Annotated in this window: 12 protein-coding genes; 7 read left to right on the top strand and 5 right to left on the bottom strand. The window is 57.3% G+C overall.

Features of this window, described 5'->3' with window-relative positions:
- The first annotated feature begins 302 nt into the window (after positions 1 to 302).
- Together HJW02_RS04920 and HJW02_RS04925 are read left to right on the top strand one after the other, a co-directional pair.
- Positions 303 to 1,361, top strand: a complete 1,059-nt coding sequence (locus tag HJW02_RS04920; protein ID WP_102733237.1) for a hypothetical protein — start codon at positions 303 to 305, stop codon at positions 1,359 to 1,361.
- A 102-nt stretch (positions 1,362 to 1,463) separates the two neighbouring features.
- On the top strand, positions 1,464 to 1,904 hold the full coding sequence (locus HJW02_RS04925; protein ID WP_022396128.1) for a hypothetical protein: 441 nt from the start codon (positions 1,464 to 1,466) through the stop codon (positions 1,902 to 1,904).
- A 304-nt stretch (positions 1,905 to 2,208) separates the two neighbouring features.
- Here the strand turns inward: HJW02_RS04925 and dnaN are convergent, their stop codons facing one another.
- Positions 2,209 to 3,309 carry a DNA polymerase III subunit beta gene (dnaN, locus tag HJW02_RS04930; RefSeq protein WP_022396127.1) on the bottom strand — a complete coding sequence of 367 codons (1,101 nt, stop codon included), beginning with the start codon at positions 3,307 to 3,309 and terminating at the stop codon, positions 2,209 to 2,211.
- Between the two features lie 480 nt (positions 3,310 to 3,789).
- On the opposite strand from dnaN, the gene HJW02_RS04935 reads away from it, so the two are divergent.
- Positions 3,790 to 4,503, top strand: a complete 714-nt coding sequence (locus HJW02_RS04935; protein WP_102721699.1) for a hypothetical protein — start codon at positions 3,790 to 3,792, stop codon at positions 4,501 to 4,503.
- A gap of 91 nt (positions 4,504 to 4,594) precedes the next feature.
- Here HJW02_RS04935 and HJW02_RS04940 read toward each other — a convergent pair whose 3' ends face one another.
- On the bottom strand, positions 4,595 to 5,500 hold the full coding sequence (locus tag HJW02_RS04940) for a hypothetical protein (RefSeq protein ID WP_102733235.1): 906 nt from the start codon (positions 5,498 to 5,500) through the stop codon (positions 4,595 to 4,597).
- A gap of 330 nt (positions 5,501 to 5,830) precedes the next feature.
- Between HJW02_RS04940 and ribD the strand changes: the two genes are divergently transcribed.
- Complete coding sequence (gene ribD / locus HJW02_RS04945; RefSeq protein WP_102733234.1) at positions 5,831 to 6,886, top strand: bifunctional diaminohydroxyphosphoribosylaminopyrimidine deaminase/5-amino-6-(5-phosphoribosylamino)uracil reductase RibD; 1,056 nt, start codon at positions 5,831 to 5,833, stop codon at positions 6,884 to 6,886.
- A gap of 354 nt (positions 6,887 to 7,240) precedes the next feature.
- Here ribD and mnmG read toward each other — a convergent pair whose 3' ends face one another.
- Both mnmG and holA read right to left on the bottom strand, forming a co-directional pair.
- The gene (gene mnmG / locus HJW02_RS04950) at positions 7,241 to 9,127 is read right to left on the bottom strand and encodes a tRNA uridine-5-carboxymethylaminomethyl(34) synthesis enzyme MnmG (protein WP_156340822.1); all 1,887 of its coding nucleotides are present in this window, start codon (positions 9,125 to 9,127) and stop codon (positions 7,241 to 7,243) included.
- Entirely contained in the window at positions 9,127 to 10,233 is a 1,107-nt protein-coding gene (gene holA / locus HJW02_RS04955) for a DNA polymerase III subunit delta (RefSeq protein WP_180971122.1), read from the bottom strand. The genes mnmG and holA overlap by 1 nt, the downstream gene beginning before the upstream one ends.
- A 250-nt stretch (positions 10,234 to 10,483) precedes the next feature.
- Here holA and HJW02_RS04960 point away from each other — a divergent pair, with 250 nt between their 5' ends.
- The 3 genes from HJW02_RS04960 to hrpA all read left to right on the top strand — a co-directional run bounded on the left by HJW02_RS04960 (position 10,484) and on the right by hrpA (position 16,312).
- Positions 10,484 to 11,947, top strand: coding sequence for a trypsin-like peptidase domain-containing protein (locus HJW02_RS04960; protein ID WP_208050609.1), 1,464 nt, complete (start codon positions 10,484 to 10,486; stop codon positions 11,945 to 11,947).
- Positions 11,948 to 12,071: 124 nt separating this feature from the next.
- Positions 12,072 to 12,554, top strand: coding sequence for an acetolactate synthase small subunit (gene ilvN / locus HJW02_RS04965; RefSeq protein ID WP_022396120.1), 483 nt, complete (start codon positions 12,072 to 12,074; stop codon positions 12,552 to 12,554).
- A 68-nt stretch (positions 12,555 to 12,622) separates the two neighbouring features.
- Positions 12,623 to 16,312 (top strand): ATP-dependent RNA helicase HrpA, encoded by a 3,690-nt coding sequence (gene hrpA / locus HJW02_RS04970; protein WP_156340824.1) that lies wholly within the window; start codon positions 12,623 to 12,625, stop codon positions 16,310 to 16,312.
- Between the two features lie 33 nt (positions 16,313 to 16,345).
- Here the strand turns inward: hrpA and HJW02_RS04975 are convergent, their stop codons facing one another.
- On the bottom strand, positions 16,346 to 17,050 hold the full coding sequence (locus HJW02_RS04975) for a TrkA family potassium uptake protein (protein ID WP_022396118.1): 705 nt from the start codon (positions 17,048 to 17,050) through the stop codon (positions 16,346 to 16,348).
- Positions 17,051 to 17,060: the final 10 nt, after the last annotated feature.

Consider the following 17,060-nt stretch of genomic DNA (forward strand, 5'->3'; position numbering starts at 1 on the left):
CCATCAAAATATAATATAATAATTTTTATAATCAGCGCCTTCCTTTTACAGACATCAATATTATCTATTTGTTAGAAAAAATCCACAATAGGATGTCATTCCTGCTTGGCGCCAGTCAAATTCCTGTAAAAAATGTCTCTCTCATGGAGAAAGAATGGTTGATGATTCAGTAGTTTGTCTTTTCGAATTTGCCGCAACTTCTGAAAACCCTTAAACAAAAAATACATCTTTTCCGAAGTTTTTCTATGAAAACGAGAGGAGAAAGATTGCCCTCCATCCGTAGAACCCTTACAATTTTTGCCATGCCTGTATCTCCGGCGCGCATTCTGGAAGATTTGTCCCCCTTCTACCGGCAGGAAGAATTTCCCGTGCTTCTGCACCAGTGTGAAACGTGGGCGGAAAGCCGCCCGTTGGAGGGATGCCGTGTGATTGACGCCTCCCCCGTATTCCGGAATACCTGCGCCAAATACGCCGCCCTGCTGGCGGCGGGAGCGGAGTTGACGGCAGCAGTCTCTCCGGTGATGCCCCACGATCCGGAAACGGTCGCGCTGCTGGGCAGGTATGGAATACCCGTGGTGGAGGCGGAACGGGCGGACGGACCCTATGATGTGGTGATGGACTGCGCCGGGGCGCTCAGCCATGTTCCCAGCCGCTGCGGGTATGTGGAACTGACCCGGTCCGGAGCGCAGCATTATACGCGCTGCACACAGCCCGTGTGGATGGTGGACGCCGGAAAAATCAAGCAGATAGAAACCTGCCTGGGAACCGGGGAAAGCTTTTTCCGCGCGCTGGAAGCGCTGGGAATTGAGAGTGGCCCGGGACGGACCTTGGTAGTCATCGGGTACGGAAAAGTGGGCCGCGGAATCGTTCTGCACGCGCTCAGGCGGGGCTTGAACGTTATCGTGGCGGATGTGGAGGAAAAACCTCTCCCTCTGTCCTCCGCCTCATTCGTGCGCGCAACGGATGGAGAAGCTCTCACCAATGCAGTCAGGCATGCCTTCTGCGCCGTCACGGCCACAGGGCGGCGGCATGCCCTGTCAGGAGTGATTGACCCCGCTGTGACCCGCTCCTCCGGCGTTCTGCTGGCCAATATGGGCGTGGAGGACGAATGGGGGCCGGAGATCCCGAAGAACCGCCTGCTGAACGGAGGCCGCCCCCTTAATTTCATTCTGCCGGACCCTACGCAAATGTGCTACATAGACCCTCCCCTGGCGCTCCATAACCTGGGCTCCGTGGAGCTTGCCGCAGGCCGCGCCATGCCGGGCATTTTTCCGCCGCCTCCGGAAATGGAGGAAGCTTTCCTTTCCCTGATCCGCTCCCGCGGTTCCCTGCCGCCGGACATGCTGGACTGGATTTCCTGACTTATCATCTTGTCTTTGCAGGAATGAAGGAGTATCGTACAGAGTACGGCTGGGGGCTTCGCGTTCCCTGGCCGGCCTGACGCTTCATTGACTTCGCAACTCATGAACACTTATTATTCCTACCGCAGCTACCGGCTGGGAGGGAGACTCCTCGGCACCCTGGGGTGCGGCCTGGCCTGGGCATTCTTCGGGTCCGGATGGTGGAGCTTTCTCCTCGGCGCTCTTCTCTTGTTCCTGTGGCTTCCCGTCATTCTGGGGAGACCTTATTTTCTCACAATCACTTCCTCCTCCATCTCCTGGGGCAACAGCATTTCACGCAAGGAAATTCCATGGGAACTGATTGAGCGCATAGGATGTACGCCCGATCATGAATCTGAACCCGGACTGATGATTGAACTGAAAGACGGCCGTATTCTGGATGTGGAATCCTCCTGCTTCGGTTCCCTGCCTCCCGTACGGGAAGCCATTCTGCAAGCCTCCGGTTCCTATCCTTTCCATCTTGCTCCGGATTTGTTCGCCGATCCGGGGTTGTTGAGCGAATGACGCGGCGGAGCCTCCTTAGACCCGCTGCGGCACTCCGTGCCTTCCCTTGCGCCTGAACCGCACGTTCCCGGCGCCGGAAGGTGTTTATACGCGTTTTTTCCGGTGCCATGCCGGCACGCCTGTTTTTTATCCCTCCCCCGGAAATCACCGTCCGGTTTATTGCCGACGGTGGAAAATGAAAAATGTTCCACGTAGAACATTCATGTGAATAACCCAGTCATCACTTTCATTTTCAATCAATAAAAAACAGGCGCCGTGACAGCACGGCGCCTGTTCTCGTATGAATGATTTTGTACCATCAAAATCAGTTGGGAGATCTCATTGGCATGAGCACGTACAGGAACTCATCACCTATCTTCAATACGCCCGGGCTCATTTCATCAATGAGGTTCAACGTAATGATCGTATCCCCGGCCATCGTCTTCAGGGGAGCCATGAAGAAATCCGGGTTGAAGGAAATGGAAAGCGGCCTTCCGGCATAAGTGATCGTCATGGATTCATGAGCTTCACCCACGCCTTCCGCGCTGGAAGCCACTTCGAGTTCGTTTTCACGGAAGTTCAGCTTGATGTTCGTGCTTTTGTCCACGGAAAGGAGGGACACGCGGCGCACCGTTTCCAGCAGTTCCCCGCAGGGCAGTTCAATGCTTTCCTTGCAGTCCGTCGGGATTACCTGGCGGTAGTTCGGGTAATTGCCGTCAATCAGCTTGCTGATCAGCAGCGTATCATTGATTTCAAAAGCGGCCTGGTTGCGGGTGAACCGTACGGTGACGGTCCCCACTTCATCCAGAAGGCGGCGGAGTTCACCAACGGCCTTGGTGGGCAGAATGGCGTCCAGTTGCTGTTCTTCCGGGAATTCCAGGGCGGTTTCCGCCAGGGCCAGGCGGCGGCCGTCCGTAGCCACCAGAGTCATCTTGCCGTTGCGGAAGGAAAGGGAAATGCCGTTCAGCACGTAGCGGGTCGTATCCGTAGAGATGGCGTATTCCGTGCGGCGGATGCAGTCGCGCAGCAAATTCTGGTCCACCTGGTACACGGTCGCCTGTTCAAAGGACGGCAGTTCGGGGAATTCGTCCGCCGGAAGGCCATTCAGCTTGAACTGGGAGCGGCCGCATTCCACAGTCGCCTGGTTGCGCTGGTTGACGTCCACCTGGACTTCGGCTTCAGGAAGCTCGCTGATGATGCTCACCAGCTTTTTGGCGGGAAGAGTCACGGTGCCCTCGCGCAGCACGTTCGCGGGAACTACGCCGGTGATGCATACGTCAAGATCCGTAGCCGTAAAACGTACCTGGCCGTTTTCAGCTTCAATCTTGACGTTGGAAAGAATGGGCAGCGTCGTCTTGGAAGACACCACGCTGGCAACCTGTCTCAGACCGTCGAGAAATACTTGCTTGGAAATGGTAAACTTCATGTGTCTGTGCTTTTATCTGCCTCGCATCCTCTCACAAGTGCCTCCTGTGATTCAAGCCATTTCTCCGTCAAACCCTAATATTTGGCAGTATTTTTTTAAAAGCATACCATATGTAGTAATATGCTATTTCTCCGGGCATATCTTGCATGAAACGGTTTTTCAAATTATTTAAGTATTCTTAAAAGTCCGTTCTCCGACGAACAATTCCCGGTTGACGCGCACGCGGATTTCGAATCCGGGGTCAAATTATTTTTTTAAGAACAAGCCGGTTAACAAAAAGAAAGATCACGGAAAAATAAAAGCATGAAAGGAAACATAAACAGTGCTTCTTCCGGATCGTGTATATGTTCAATGAATTTGCCGCTTTCCAGAGGAAAAAGAACGGCATCCGGATTCGAAATCCGCTACTTTTCAGCCAAGCTTCGGCGATTTTAAACAACAAAGACTTTCAGAATTTCTGTGAAACGTTCATTCATTATTTTGTCTTTACTGGTTGCGGGAGGCATGGCCCATGCGGCTTCTCCCATTTATTCCTGGGAGTGGACCACGGAAGGAACGCAAATAGCTGCTCCCGGCTGGAACGGTTCATTCAATTATACAACCGGCAACGATTATGCCACTTTCGGCAGCGGCTCCGGCGGAGGCACGCCCTACAACTCTGGCATAGCGGGAATTTCAGGCAGTTTCACCGTCAGCTTCGACCTGAAAAACCTGAGTTCCACCAACAACGCCTGGAAAGACGTTTTCAGCCTGTATTCCAATGGAACGGTTTCCGGAGAATCCAACAGCATGGTACTTGAATTCAATGCCTCCGGGGAACTTTATTTTTACAACAAGGGATTTGGAGGCCAATCCGGCGGAAACATCAATACAGGCCTGACCTGGACGGACCTCCAGCAGGACAACTGGAACAATCTGAGCATCGTTTCCGATCTTTCCTCCCAGACTCTCTCCGTGTACGTCAACGGCGCCCTGGCAGGTACGATCACCGGCTGGAATCCGTCCTCCCCTGCCCTGACAGGCTCCCAATTTGGAGCTTCCTTTGGAAACACCCGTCCCATGAACGGAACCATAGATGTCAACAACATCAAATTTTACGACGGCGTTGTGCTTCCTGTTCCGGAAGCGGCCACTGCTTCCCTGGGGCTGCTGGGCCTGGCCGCCCTGCTGATGCGCCGCCGCCGGAGCTGCTAAGCATTTGCCGTTATCCAGCAAGAGGCCGCATGCCGGGAAGGGTTCCCCCGCATGCGGCCTTTTCCGTATTCCGGCACTTCCGTCCCGGAATTCATGTTCCCGTGAATGTTTCCCCCGGCATGGTCCAGGCGCCGGGCGGAACCACCCTGCCCGGCAAAACAACGGTATTGGAGCCCAGGCGCACATGATCCCCAATGACGGCTCCCAGCTTGTTCCTTCCGGTAATTTCCAGCCTTCCGGCCGCCATCATCCTGTGCTCCCCGCCGTCATGGCGGAAATTGGAACACACCGTTCCAGCCCCGAAATTGACGTCGCTGCCAATGATGGAATCACCCGCATAGCTCAGATGGGGAATAAACGTCCCGTCTCCGATGATGCAGTTCTTCAGTTCCACCCCCTGCCCCGCTACACAGCCGTTTCCCATGGACACATATCCCCTCAAATGGCAGTTGGGCCCAAGGCGGCAGCCGTCCCCCACCCATGCGGAGCCCTCAACCACCACGCCGGGCATCACCACGGTGCCCTTTCCCACACGGAGACTGCCCAGGACGTAAACGCCCGGCCGCCCGGAAAAATCGTCTCCCTCCATTCCCTCCATCACTCTCTTCTGCCAGTCCAGCAGGTCCCAGGGATAGACGAGGCGCTCCACAGCCGCCTCCCGCCCGGAAAAAACACGTGACAGTCCGTTCCCCGGCCCTTTCCGGGCCAGCAGCCGCCCTTCTTCATTCCGTACTTCCCCTGTCCCGCAGGAAGCAAGCCATGCGGCAGCTTCCGGGGAAAAATCATGCATGGACACCTCTACCACTTCCGCCGCACTTTCCGTAACGGCGGCTTCCGGATTAAAAACCGCCTCAAAGCCCGCTTCCCGGAGCCGGGAGGCACAATAGGCGGCTACGCTCACCCCGGCCACGGAAAAGCCGCGGAAGGGCCTCTCAGGGCTCGTTGCGGGAAAGGTATGGTCCCTTTCCGGAATGTAAATCAATCTGGCAACCCTCATGGAGGAATGGTATGCTTTCTTCCGGCGCTTCCGCAAGACGGAACGTGCGGCTCCGTTTCACGGTTCCACTTGCCAATAACCCTGTGAAAGGATAAGTCAATTAACTGTGAGTATGGTGTGAATAAGTTATTCAGATGTTATCCACATTTTTATGAACCGAATTTATTCACACTGTCGGATGGTTTCAATCCATTCATTCCCAGGCGGTAAAAACGTTGTTCACACTGGGCACAGGGTAGAAGAAGAAGGAATTTAATATTGTTAAATCTAATATTCTTCAATCACACAACGTGATTGTCCTTTCTCGCGCATTCGTGCTACAAGGTCGGCATGAACACGGAGGACCAGGATACGCGCTGGATGAACGTGGCCGTAAAACTGGCCGAAAAAGGGGTCGGGCTGACAAGCCCTAATCCCTGCGTGGGAGCGGTCATCGTGCATGAAAACCAGGTGATCGGCTCCGGTTTTCATGAAAAAGCCGGCCTGCCCCATGCGGAAAGGAAGGCTATTGCCGATGGAACGGCCAGAGGCAACGCGGCCCTGTTTGCGGATTCCACTCTGTACGTTACTCTGGAACCGTGCAGCACCACCGGAAAAACGCCACCCTGTACGGAAGCCATTCTGGAACACCATTTCAAACGGGTGGTTTATGGCTCTCAAGACCCCAATCCCAGACACCGCGGCGCCGCGGCTGATATTCTTGGGAGAGCAGGCATCCAGGTCACCCGCGGAATTCTGGAAAAGGAATGCGATCATTTAATCCGGGGATTCAGGCTGAACATGCTGGAGGGGCGCCCATGGGTGATCGCAAAGAGCGCCATGTCCCTGGACGGCCGCATTTCACGCAGTCCGGAACGGTCCCAGTGGCTGACGAATGAAAAATCCAGGTCTTTCGTACATACCCTGCGGGCTGAGTGCGATGCGATTCTTACCGGAGGAAATACCATGCGCCTGGACAATCCGTCCCTGACCATCAGAAAACCGGACCGTCCCGTTTCTTCCCTTAAGGAACAGCCCTGGCGCATTATCCTGACTCACAACGCCGCATCCATTCCTGCGGATTCCGTTTGCCTGACGGATGAATTCCGTGACCGGACCCTGATTGTAGAGAACGTTTCAAGTTATTTGGAATTATTAAAAAATCTGTATAATGAAAGAAAAACAGGGACTGTCCTGCTGGAAGCGGGAGGCTGCCTGGTCCGGGAATTCCTGAAAGCCGGCCTGGTGGATGAATGGGTGGGATTTTACGCGCCCATCATAACGGGCGGCGGCGCAGACGGCGTGACGGGCGGTTCATTCCTGGAACGTGAAGCCTTTCTTGAGCAGCCGGTTGTGAGCATCTTTGGAAGCGATGTGTGCATCCGGGGCGACGTAAGCTACCGGTAACGGGCACAGCCAATTATTCATTCGCCTTCCGGATGTTTTTAAACCGGGAAAGCATCTTTAATTACCGATGAGCCTGCCATTCGGCGGTTTTTCTCATCATTGTGCATCCTCTCTGTTCGTGTCCCTTTTTTAAGACAAGCCGGATGGCATGAACCGAGCCGGAAGCGTATCGGTCATACAGGGGAAAATATTCAGGAAAAAGACCTCCCCCTCGTTTATAAACCGGAGCCTGCAGGGAGTGGAAAACGGGTCATAGGGAGAGCATGAGGCTTTTACCGTGCATGCAAGTTTTCAGCATTCAGGAGCCGGGCCGTATTCAAATTTAAAGCCCCGGCATGAAAACGGCGCAGGCTTTCATGCCTGCTGCCTGCCGCGCTTTTGCAAATGAACAAGCAGCAGGGCAATGTCCGCCGGAGTAATGCCCGGAATGCGGGAAGCCTGCCCGATAGTGGCAGGACGTATGCTGCCCAGCTTGATGACCGCTTCTTTTTTCAGGGCGTGAACGCGTTCGTAATCAATGTCGGCAGGAATGATTTTACTTTCCATCCGGGTGATTTTTTCCGCCTGTTTTTTCTGTCTTTCAATGTGGCCTTCGTACTGGATATCCGTGGCAATGGCATCCAAATGTTCCACGTGGAACATTTTTTTCAGTTCTTCAGGCAGCAGGGTCCAGTCATTGCCTGGCCTCTTGAGCCAGGTGGAAAGGGAAACGCCTTCATGTTTAAGCAAAGCTGCTTTTGCTATTCCTTCCTCAATGGCGTTTTGCCTGTCTTCCGTTTTCCTGAACGTTTCGCGGGTGATGAGGCCCGTTTCAAAAGCCAGGGGGGCCAGGCGCAGGTCCGCGTTGTCCTGGCGCAGCAGCAGCCGGAATTCCGCCCGGCTGGTGAACATGCGGTACGGTTCGTCCGTTCCCTTGGTGACAAGGTCGTCTATCATGACGCCGATGTAGGCCTGGTCGCGGCGCAGCACCAGGGAGGGCTTGCCCAGAGTTTTCAGAGCGGCGTTTGTTCCTGCCATCAGACCTTGCGCGGCGGCTTCTTCATAGCCGGAGGTGCCGTTGATTTGTCCTGCAAAGTACAGGTTTTCCACCAGCTTGGTTTCCAGAGTAGGGTGCAGCTGCGTGGGAGGGCAGAAATCATATTCCACCGCATACCCCGGACGAATCAGTTGGGCGTTTTCCAGGCCGGGGATGGTGTGGATGAAATCGCATTGCGCGGAGTAGGGCAGGGAGGTGGAAACGCCATTGAGGTAGAATTCCTCCGTACTGCGGCCTTCCGGCTCCAGGAAAACCTGGTGGCTGGTTTTTTCCGCAAAGCGCACGATTTTGTCTTCAATGGAAGGACAGTACCGGGGGCCTATGCCCTCAATGATGCCGCTATAGAGAGGGCTGAATTCTAAATTGTCCCGGATAATGTCGTGGGTGGTCTGATTGGTGTAGGTAATCCAGCACGGCATTTGCTTCATGCGGAAGTCTTCGTCTCCCCATGTGTTCAGGGTGCAGAAAGGTTCGGAAGCACGTTTCAGTACGTCGCGGGAACGGTAACTGAACAGAGCCTCCGGCGCGTCTCCGGGCTGCATTTCACAAACGGAAAAGTCAATGGATCTTCCATTGACGCGCGGGGAAGTGCCCGTTTTAAGCCGTTCCACTTGAAAGCCAAGCGCGGCGAGGTCGGTGGAAAGGCTGGAAGGAGCGCAGCCCATGCGGCCTCCCGTTATGTGCTGAAGGCCCACGTGCAGCAGCCCCTGCATGAATGTTCCGGAGCAGATGACCACGCTGCGCGCGCAGATGGTGTAGTCCAGGGAAGTGACGGCTCCCGTCACCTGCTGCTCCCCGTTGACGAGCAGTTTGACCACGTCACCCTGGAACAGGCGTATGCCCGGGGCGGTTTCCAGAACCATTTTCATTCGTGCGCGGTAGGCCGTTTTGTCGCATTGGGCGCGGGGTGCGCGCACGCTGGGCCCCTTGGAGGCGTTCAGCATCCGGAACTGGATGGCGGTGGCATCCGTATTCAGTCCCATGGCCCCTCCCAGGGCGTCTATTTCCCGGACAATGTGGCCTTTGGCAAGCCCCCCGATGGCCGGGTTGCAGGACATTTGCCCGATGGTATCCAGGTTGTGGGTCAGAACGGCGACGGAGCACCCCAGGCGGGAGGCGGCCAACGCCGCTTCAATGCCTGCGTGCCCGGCGCCGACGACGAGGACGTCGAACAGGGAGGAGGCGGAGGAAGGAGAGGAATTCATCAGGATGCGGAGCAAATGGCAAGACGGTGCAGAATCAGCCGCGGATCAAGCGAAGAAGATACCAGGGCCTTGTCCGCCTTCATGCATTCCTTTAAAGTCTGCTTCAACCGTTCCGTCTTGAATTTGGAAGCGTTCTGCGCCGCCAGGAAAAGCGGGTACGCATTGGGAGTGCCGTCTTTTTTCAGGGGAATCAGTGCCGCGGCATAGGAGGGCAGGGAGGAGATGCGGGCCGTAAATTCCTTGAAGTTGGTGGGCTTCAGATTGAACGCATCACATAAAAGCCTGGCGGCCAGCAGATTTCTCAGCGTGGGGATGAACGCTGCGCGCATGATCGTGACGGCGTTTTCACCGCGTTCCAGTTGAAAGTCAATCAGGGAGATGGCCGCATCGCTCTTCTTGTTTTCCAGAGCACGTGAAATTTCAAAAATAACGCCCGTGCGCGTCAGCGGAACCATGCGCTCCACATCCTCCGGCATCACGGTGCGCCTGTCCGCGCCCAGATAAAGATCCAGTTTTTCAATTTCGGAAATAATCTGGCGGGAGGATTCGCTGACGCGGTGAATGAATAACTCCAGAGCGGCGGAATCGAAGTTCATGCCCCGCGCGCCTGCCTCCTTGTTGATAAGGGGCATCAGGCTGCCTTCCCAGCCGGCCTTGGTGATGTCCGGCTTGTTCAGTTCCTCCGCGGCGGCGGATTGTAGCAGGAATTTGTTAAAGGAACGGCGCTTGTCAAATTCGGTGGCGGAGATGAGCAGCAGGACGTCCGGTCCCAGCCCCGCTTCCAGCAGATGCCTGAGAGAGTCCAGAGCCGCTTCCGTGGTGGAGGAACGCCCCGTGACGGAATCCCCCAGAAAATTGCAGTTCTTCATCCAGACCACCTTGCGGCCCGGAAAAAACGGCAGCGTGCGCAGGGCTTCCATGACCTGGCGCGTCACCTGGTCCGCTTCATCGGAATCGCCGCAGGCCGCTTCCAGGATTTCATGGGAAAATTCATTCGTGCCTTCCGTCAGGGCGGCAAAGATGCCGGAAGCCTTTTCACGCACCATTCCTTCGTCCGTACCGAAAACGAGGTGAATGGCTTGTTGTTGTAAAGTGCTGGTACCCATAAAACCGTACCCATACGGTATCATAAAATATGCCTCGTTAAAAGACGTATTTGTCATTTGAAAGTTTTTTCATTTGAAGAGAATAGGCTTAAATAGTATCAATAGAACCGGAATGTCAAAAAGCGGCTGGAGTCTTCCAGGTCCATTTTTCAGGCATCTCCTCGTGATCAAGCCGCAAACCGTTTGATCGTTACTACGGCAGGGCATTTCCATGAGATCGACTATATGGACACGGGCTTTACTTGTCATCATGATGACGGTTATGATGACCGTCGTCTCCGTTGCCTATTGGAGGTGGAACAGCCGCGTTACGGAGAAAAACGTTTCCTTCCGGTCTGAGGTGTTTACGATGGCGCAGCAGTCCGAACTCAAGGAGGAGGACGTTCCCATCCTGCACCAGCTCAATGAAGAATATTCACGCGTCGCCCGGCTGGTGGAACGGGTGCTGGTCAGCATAGACACCACGGGCGTGACCAGCGTGCCGCAGCCTTCCGAAGACGGCGAATCCATGATTGAAAAAAGGCTGGCGGTCCATGGCCTGGGTTCCGGCGTCATCGTCACGGAAGAGGGGCATATCATTACCGCCTACCATGTCATTCAGAACAAGCATGCGCTGCGCGTCACGCTGAGCAACGGGAAAAGCGTTTCCGTGCGCCTGGTTGGGGTGGATCCGGAGCTGGACATCGCCGTGCTGCAGGTGGAAAACCCGATGGCCTTCACGCCTCTTCCGTTCGGCAACAGTGACGAGATTGCACCCGGCATGATCGTCCTGGCCTGCGGCAACCCCTATGGACTGGGGACGACGGTTTCCCGCGGCATCATCAGCGCCCGTGAACGCAAGCTGGTGGATTCCGGCCTGGACCTGATCCAGACGGATGCCAGCATCTTTCCCGGCAATTCCGGAGGGCCTCTCATCAACATCCGCGGTGAAATCATCGGCATCAACAAATCGGTGCTTCCCAATGTGGAGAAAAACTACGCTGGCATCGGCTTTGCCATTCCCTCCAATCTGGTGGTGCACAGCTTTGAGCAGATTTGCAGGCATGGACGCCCCATGAGAGGATACCTGGGGCTGGACATTGTGCGCAATACTCCCCCGCTCCGCAGTTTCCTGGACTACCATGAAGCAGGCGGCGCAGTAGTCAACATCGTGAAGCCCGGTTCCCCGGCGGAGCAGGCGGGCCTTCAGACGGGAGACGTGATGCTGAGCTTCAATGAAGTTCCCATCCAGACCGACAAGGATGTGAAGGACCACATTGAAAATCTTTCCATCGGCGACAAATTCCGGCTGAAAATCTGGCGCAAGGGACAAAAAATGAACGTCACCCTGAAAGTGGGGGACAACATTTTAAAGAACGTTCCTTCTCCGTGGGAGGACTTTATGGAAGGAGTGGGCATGCACCTGCGTGAACTCACCGCTGAGGAACAGTCCATCGGCGCGCGGGGATTGCTGGTCATCCAGGTGAATCCGAAGAAATCCGTGGGGCAGATCCTCCAGGCCGGGGACATGGTCTTTGCCGTGAATCATCAGAGCGTCAGCACTATGGATGCACTGGTCAGGGCTTTGAGGGAGGGGCCGGCCCTGCTGACCGTTTCCCGTGACGGGCAGCAGTTCAACGTGAAAGTGGATGCCCGCCCGGTTTCCGAAAAGACGCTGCTGCCCCGCATTCCCACGGCGACGAAGAGCAACGCCATCATGCCGCGGGAGCTTTGAATTCCGCCTGTGCGGCGTCTGCGGAAGACCGCATCCGGAGAAGCGTTTTCCGGCATCCTTATGCCGCGGGCTTGACTGGCAGTCAAAAGCGCCTATAATGCATCACCTTTAAGAAATTAAACTTATGACTCGTCATACTATCTCCGTACTTGTTGAAAACAAATTTGGCGTGCTTGCCCGCATTGCCGGTTTGTTCAGTGGACGGGGCTACAATATTCATTCGTTGAACGTTGCCCCTAGCCAGGACCCGCGCTTTTCACGGATGACCATCGTCGTACGCGAAAAGGAGGATGTTCTGGACCAGATCATCAAGCATCTGGAAAAACTCGTCAACACGGTGGAAGTAGTGGATTTCCGCAACACGGACAACGTGTACCGGGAAACGGTATTGACCCGCATCGGCGTGGATTCCGCTTCGCGGCATGAAGTCATTGAATTCTGCCAGATCCTGGGCGCCAGCATCGTGGACGTCACGCGGGACGCCCTGACCATTGAAGTGACGGGCGGTGAGCACAAGATTGACCGCTTCCTGTCTCTCATTGAGGATTACGACGTGCAGATGCTGACCCGGAGCGGCCGCATCGCCCTTCCCAAACCCCGGCAGTAAAGAAATCCTTTCCGGCTTTTCCATCAACCCTGCAGGACGTTCTTGCAGGGTTTTTTTCTCCCTCCATCATGAACATCACTTATCCGGACCTCCCCATTTCCCGCCGCCGGGACGACATTCTGGCGGCGATGCGGGAGCATCAGGTCATTGTGGTGGTGGGTGAAACCGGGTCCGGCAAGACCACCCAGCTTCCCAAAATGGCCATGGAGCTTGCCGGGGAGGTGCGGGGCACGGTAGGGTGCACCCAGCCCAGAAGGCTGGCCGCGGCTTCCGTTTCCCGCCGTGTGGCGGAAGAACTGAATTGCGAACTGGGCGGCCTGGTGGGCTACCAGGTGCGCTTTGAGGAAAAAGCCGGGCCGGACACGCGCCTGAAGTTCATGACGGACGGCATTCTGCTGGCAGAAACGCAGCATGATCCGGACCTGCGCCAGTATCATACCCTGATTCTGGATGAAGCCCATGAACGCAGCCTCAACATCGACTTTCTGCTGGGCTACCTGAAACTTCTGCTGGACAGGCGGAAGGATCTGCGGCTGGTCATCAGCTCCGCTACGCTGGATGCCGGAGGATTTTCCGAGTTCTTCAGGGGCGCCCCCATCGTCCAGGTGGAAGGCCGTACCTATCCGGTGGACCTTCATTACCTGCCTCCTCTGCGTGATGATGAAGAGCTCCCCGCCCATGTGGCGCGCGCCGTGGACTGGCTGGATACCCTGGACGACCGCGGGGACGTGCTCGTCTTCCTCCCCGGAGAGCGTGAAATACGTGAAGTGGCGGAAAAGCTGGAAGGCCGGAATTTGAGGAATACGCGCATCCTCCCCCTCTTTGCCAGGCTGGGCCTTGGAGACCAGCAAAGGATTTTTCATCCGGAACGCGGCTGCCGCCGCATCGTGCTGGCGACCAACGTGGCGGAAACGTCCCTGACCATTCCCGGCATCATTTACGTCATTGACTCCGGCCTGGCGCGAGTCAGCCGCTACAGTCCGGCGCGGCAGGTGCAGCGGCTTCAGATAGAACCCGTCTCCAAGGCCAGCGCGCGCCAGCGTGCTGGCCGCTGCGGCCGCGTGTGCGAGGGCGTCTGCATCCGCCTGTACAGTGAGGAGGACTGGGAGGACAGGCCGGACTTCACGGACCCGGAAATCAGGCGCAGCGCGCTGGCCGGGGCTCTTCTCCGGATGAAGGACCTGGGTCTTCCGGAAATGCCGGAATTCCCCCTTCCGGACCCTCCTTCCTCCAAGCTGGTCACGGAGGGCTACCGCACCCTGCGGGAAATCGGCGCCCTGGACAAGGCCCGGCAGCTCACGCCCGTGGGCAGGAAGCTGGCGCGGCTGCCCATTGACCCGCGGCTGGGCCGCATGCTGCTGGAAGCGCAGCATGAACAGGCCCTGCCGGAGATGCTGGTGATTGTGGCCGGCCTGGGCATCATGGATCCCCGGGAACGTCCGGCGGATGCCGCGCAGAAGGCGGACCAGGCCCACGCGCAGTGGAAGGATGAAGACAGCGATTTCCTGTCCCTGCTCAAACTGTGGAAGGCTGCGTGGCAGTTCCGGGAAGGCCGGCGCTGGCACAAAAACCAGCTCCGGAAATGGTGCGGGAAAAACTTCCTCAATTTCAACCGCATGATGGAATGGTTCAACCTGTGGGAAGACCTTTCCCGGCTGCTGAAGGAGACCTTGAAATGCAGGATCCCCCCCCTGGAGGCGGAAGTGGAACGGCAGGCTTCCTTCGCCATGATTCACCGGAGCATCCTGGCGGGCGTTCCGCGCCAGTTCGGCCTCTGGGATGCGGACAACCGGGAATACCGCGGCGCCGGGGGACGCTCCTTCGGCATCTTTCCCGGTTCCGGCCTGTTCCGCCGCAAGAAGCGGAGCGAATGGGTGATGGGTGTGGAGCTGGTGGACACCACGCGCCTGTGGATGCGCCGCGCCGCCCGGCTGGAGCCGGAATGGGTGGAACAGGTGGCTCCCCATCTCTGTGAATCCCACTATTCCGGAGCCCGGTGGGACAAGGAGCAGGGCGCGGTTTACGCCGTGGAGCGCGTGGTGTGCGGCGGTCTGCGCATCATTGACAACAGGCGCGTCCACTATGGCCGCATTCATCCCGCCCATGCGCGGGAAATCATGATCCGTGAAGGGCTGCTGGGCGGCGGCTTCCGTACGAAATCCGGATGCATCAGGCATCTGGAAACGCTCCGGGAGGAAGTGCGGCAGATAGAACTGAAGCTGCGCCGCCCGGACCAGGTCTGGTGCGAGGAAGGCGTTTTTGAATTCTTTGACAGGCTCATTCCGCAGGACTGCTGCACGGCCAGGGCCTTTCTGCGCTGGGCCGGAAGCATGGAAAAAGACAACCCGGAAGCCCTGCACGTTCCGCCGCAGGAGGCCATGTATGATTTCTGGGGCAGGGACCTTCTGGACGGCTTTCCGGATGAAATTTCCTGCGGCGGCGCGGAATACGCCGTGTATTACCAGAATGACCCCGGCGCGGAAGATGACGGCGTGACGCTGGGCGTCCATATCGACCAGTTGCCGGACGTGCCGGAATGGCTGCCGGAATGGGGCGTCCCGGGCCATTTGGCCCAGCGGGCGGAATGCCTGCTGCGCACCCTTCCCAAGGACTTGCGCGTCTTTCTCCAGCCCATCAGCCAGAAGGCCGCCTACTTTGCAGAGCTGCGGCATGGCCTGGAGCCGGACGGGCCGCTGGCGCAGAAGCTGGCGGAATTCGTGGAAGCGGAAACCGGGCGTTTCTGCGCTCCCTCCTTCTTTGACATGAACCGCATTCCGGCGGAGCTGGTCACGAAAATCTGGGTCTGCGACGACGAAGGAGAAGAGCTTGCCATGGGTACGGACGTTGCGGAGCTGAATGCGCGGCTGGGCAAAAAGCTCTCCCGCCGGTTCCGGGAAACAGCGGCGGACATCGTATCCGTAACCGGAATGAAGGAATGGACCTGCGGAGATTTGGAGCGCACGGTGGACGTGGCGGGAAGGCCGGGTTACGTAGCCCTGGTGGATGAAGGCCCGTCTGTAGGTGTCCGCGTTTTTGAGGATGAACTGCGCGCGGAAGAAGCCCACCGGAGAGGCTGCCTGCGCTTCATGCGCCTGCGCCAGACGGACCAGCTCAACCACCTCCGCAAGAAATTCCCGCTGAAACTGGAAGGGAAGCTTTCCCTGCACATGCTGGGCAGGGACCCGTCCACCAATGCGGACGACCTGGTGGACGTCTCCGCGGAGATCGCCATGGGCCGCCCCCTCCCGCGCACGGCGGAACAATTCGCCGCTGCGGAAATGAGCCTGCGCCAGAACCTCTTTGACGCCGCCCACAGCGTGGCGGACATTTGGGAGCTGGTAGCGGCCACGGAGCATGCCGCCAGGGACTTTGCCGCCGCCCAGCAGGGCGTGCGCCATACGGAGCGCATCACGGCTGACCTCCGGCGCCAGCTTGACTGGCTGCTCCGGCCCCGTTTCCTGTGGGCGCATGGAGCGGAGCATCTGCCGGACCTGAAACGGTACATGCAGGGCATCGCGGAACGCATCAGGCGCATCGGCCAGCAGCCCCTGGCCAGGGAGCTGGAACGCCTGGACCTCTTTGAACGCGTGTACCTCCCCTGGCATCAGGCCCTGCCGGAACATGACGGCGACCCGCGCTGGACGCAGTACGGCTATCTGCTGGAAGAATACCGCCTGGCCGTCTTCGCCCCCGCTATCTCCGTCAAGGGCCGTATCTCTGAAAAGCGCTTGATGACCGCTTTTGAAGAGCTGTCCTGAAAGACCGGTTTCCGGAATGGGACTGGTCCGGGTTTACAGGCCCTTGGACAACTGGGCGAATTCAATCAGGTTCGTCTCCTTGCCGAACAGGATCAGGATGTCGTGGTCTTCAAAGACGAGGTCCGGGGAAGGGGTGCCAATGACGGGAATGCGCGGGATGGAAAGAATTTCCCGGCGCCCCTGCGGGGTCTGGGCTTCTCCGCGGCGGATGGTGAGCAGGTTGAGATGGTGCTCCGTGCGCAGGCCCACGTCCCGGAGGCGTTTGCCCACCCAGATGCGCGGCACGGCTATTTCCACGATGCTGTGGTTCTCATCCATGGGGGAGACGCGCAGGAATTCCGGGGATTCCAGCTGGCTGGCGAGCTGCTTGGAGGCCACGCGCGACAGGTTGATGAGCGCGTACACGTTCATTTGGCTTAAAATGTGCTCGTGCACCGGGCTCATCACGCGGGCGTAGATGTAGCGCACGCCCATTTTCTGGAGGTGCGTGACGACGAGGAGGTTTTCTTCAAAGCTGTCCCCGATGGCGACGATCACGGCGGACTGGTCGTCCAGCTCCAGTTCCCGCAGGGCGGCCGGATTGGTATAATCCGTCACCACGGCGTAAGTCACCAGGTCCTTGATCTGCTCCAGTTCTTCATCCGTGGAGGCGACGGCCACTACTTCAATGTTGCGGGCGGAAAGCTCCGTGCAGAGCTCCTGTCCAAACTGGCCCAGGCCGATAACGGTATATCTCATGATGGTATGT

Origin of the sequence: Akkermansia sp. GGCC_0220 (assembly GCF_017566105.1) — a bacterium.
In the GTDB taxonomy this organism is placed as follows: Bacteria; Verrucomicrobiota; Verrucomicrobiia; order Verrucomicrobiales; family Akkermansiaceae; genus Akkermansia; species Akkermansia massiliensis.

What these genes read in the sequence shown, in the direction of transcription:
- HJW02_RS04940 (WP_102733235.1), bottom strand. Translation starts at nt 5,500, where the DNA reads ATGAGGGTTGCCAGATTGATTTACATTCCGGAAAGGGACCATACCTTT.
- HJW02_RS04925 (WP_022396128.1), top strand. Translation starts at nt 1,464, where the DNA reads ATGAACACTTATTATTCCTACCGCAGCTACCGGCTGGGAGGGAGACTC.
- ilvN (WP_022396120.1), top strand. Translation starts at nt 12,072, where the DNA reads ATGACTCGTCATACTATCTCCGTACTTGTTGAAAACAAATTTGGCGTG.
- ribD (WP_102733234.1), top strand. Translation starts at nt 5,831, where the DNA reads ATGAACACGGAGGACCAGGATACGCGCTGGATGAACGTGGCCGTAAAA.
- HJW02_RS04975 (WP_022396118.1), bottom strand. Translation starts at nt 17,050, where the DNA reads ATGAGATATACCGTTATCGGCCTGGGCCAGTTTGGACAGGAGCTCTGC.
- HJW02_RS04920 (WP_102733237.1), top strand. Translation starts at nt 303, where the DNA reads ATGCCTGTATCTCCGGCGCGCATTCTGGAAGATTTGTCCCCCTTCTAC.
- dnaN (WP_022396127.1), bottom strand. Translation starts at nt 3,309, where the DNA reads ATGAAGTTTACCATTTCCAAGCAAGTATTTCTCGACGGTCTGAGACAG.
- HJW02_RS04960 (WP_208050609.1), top strand. Translation starts at nt 10,484, where the DNA reads ATGATGACGGTTATGATGACCGTCGTCTCCGTTGCCTATTGGAGGTGG.
- hrpA (WP_156340824.1), top strand. Translation starts at nt 12,623, where the DNA reads ATGAACATCACTTATCCGGACCTCCCCATTTCCCGCCGCCGGGACGAC.
- holA (WP_180971122.1), bottom strand. Translation starts at nt 10,233, where the DNA reads ATGGGTACCAGCACTTTACAACAACAAGCCATTCACCTCGTTTTCGGT.
- mnmG (WP_156340822.1), bottom strand. Translation starts at nt 9,127, where the DNA reads ATGAATTCCTCTCCTTCCTCCGCCTCCTCCCTGTTCGACGTCCTCGTC.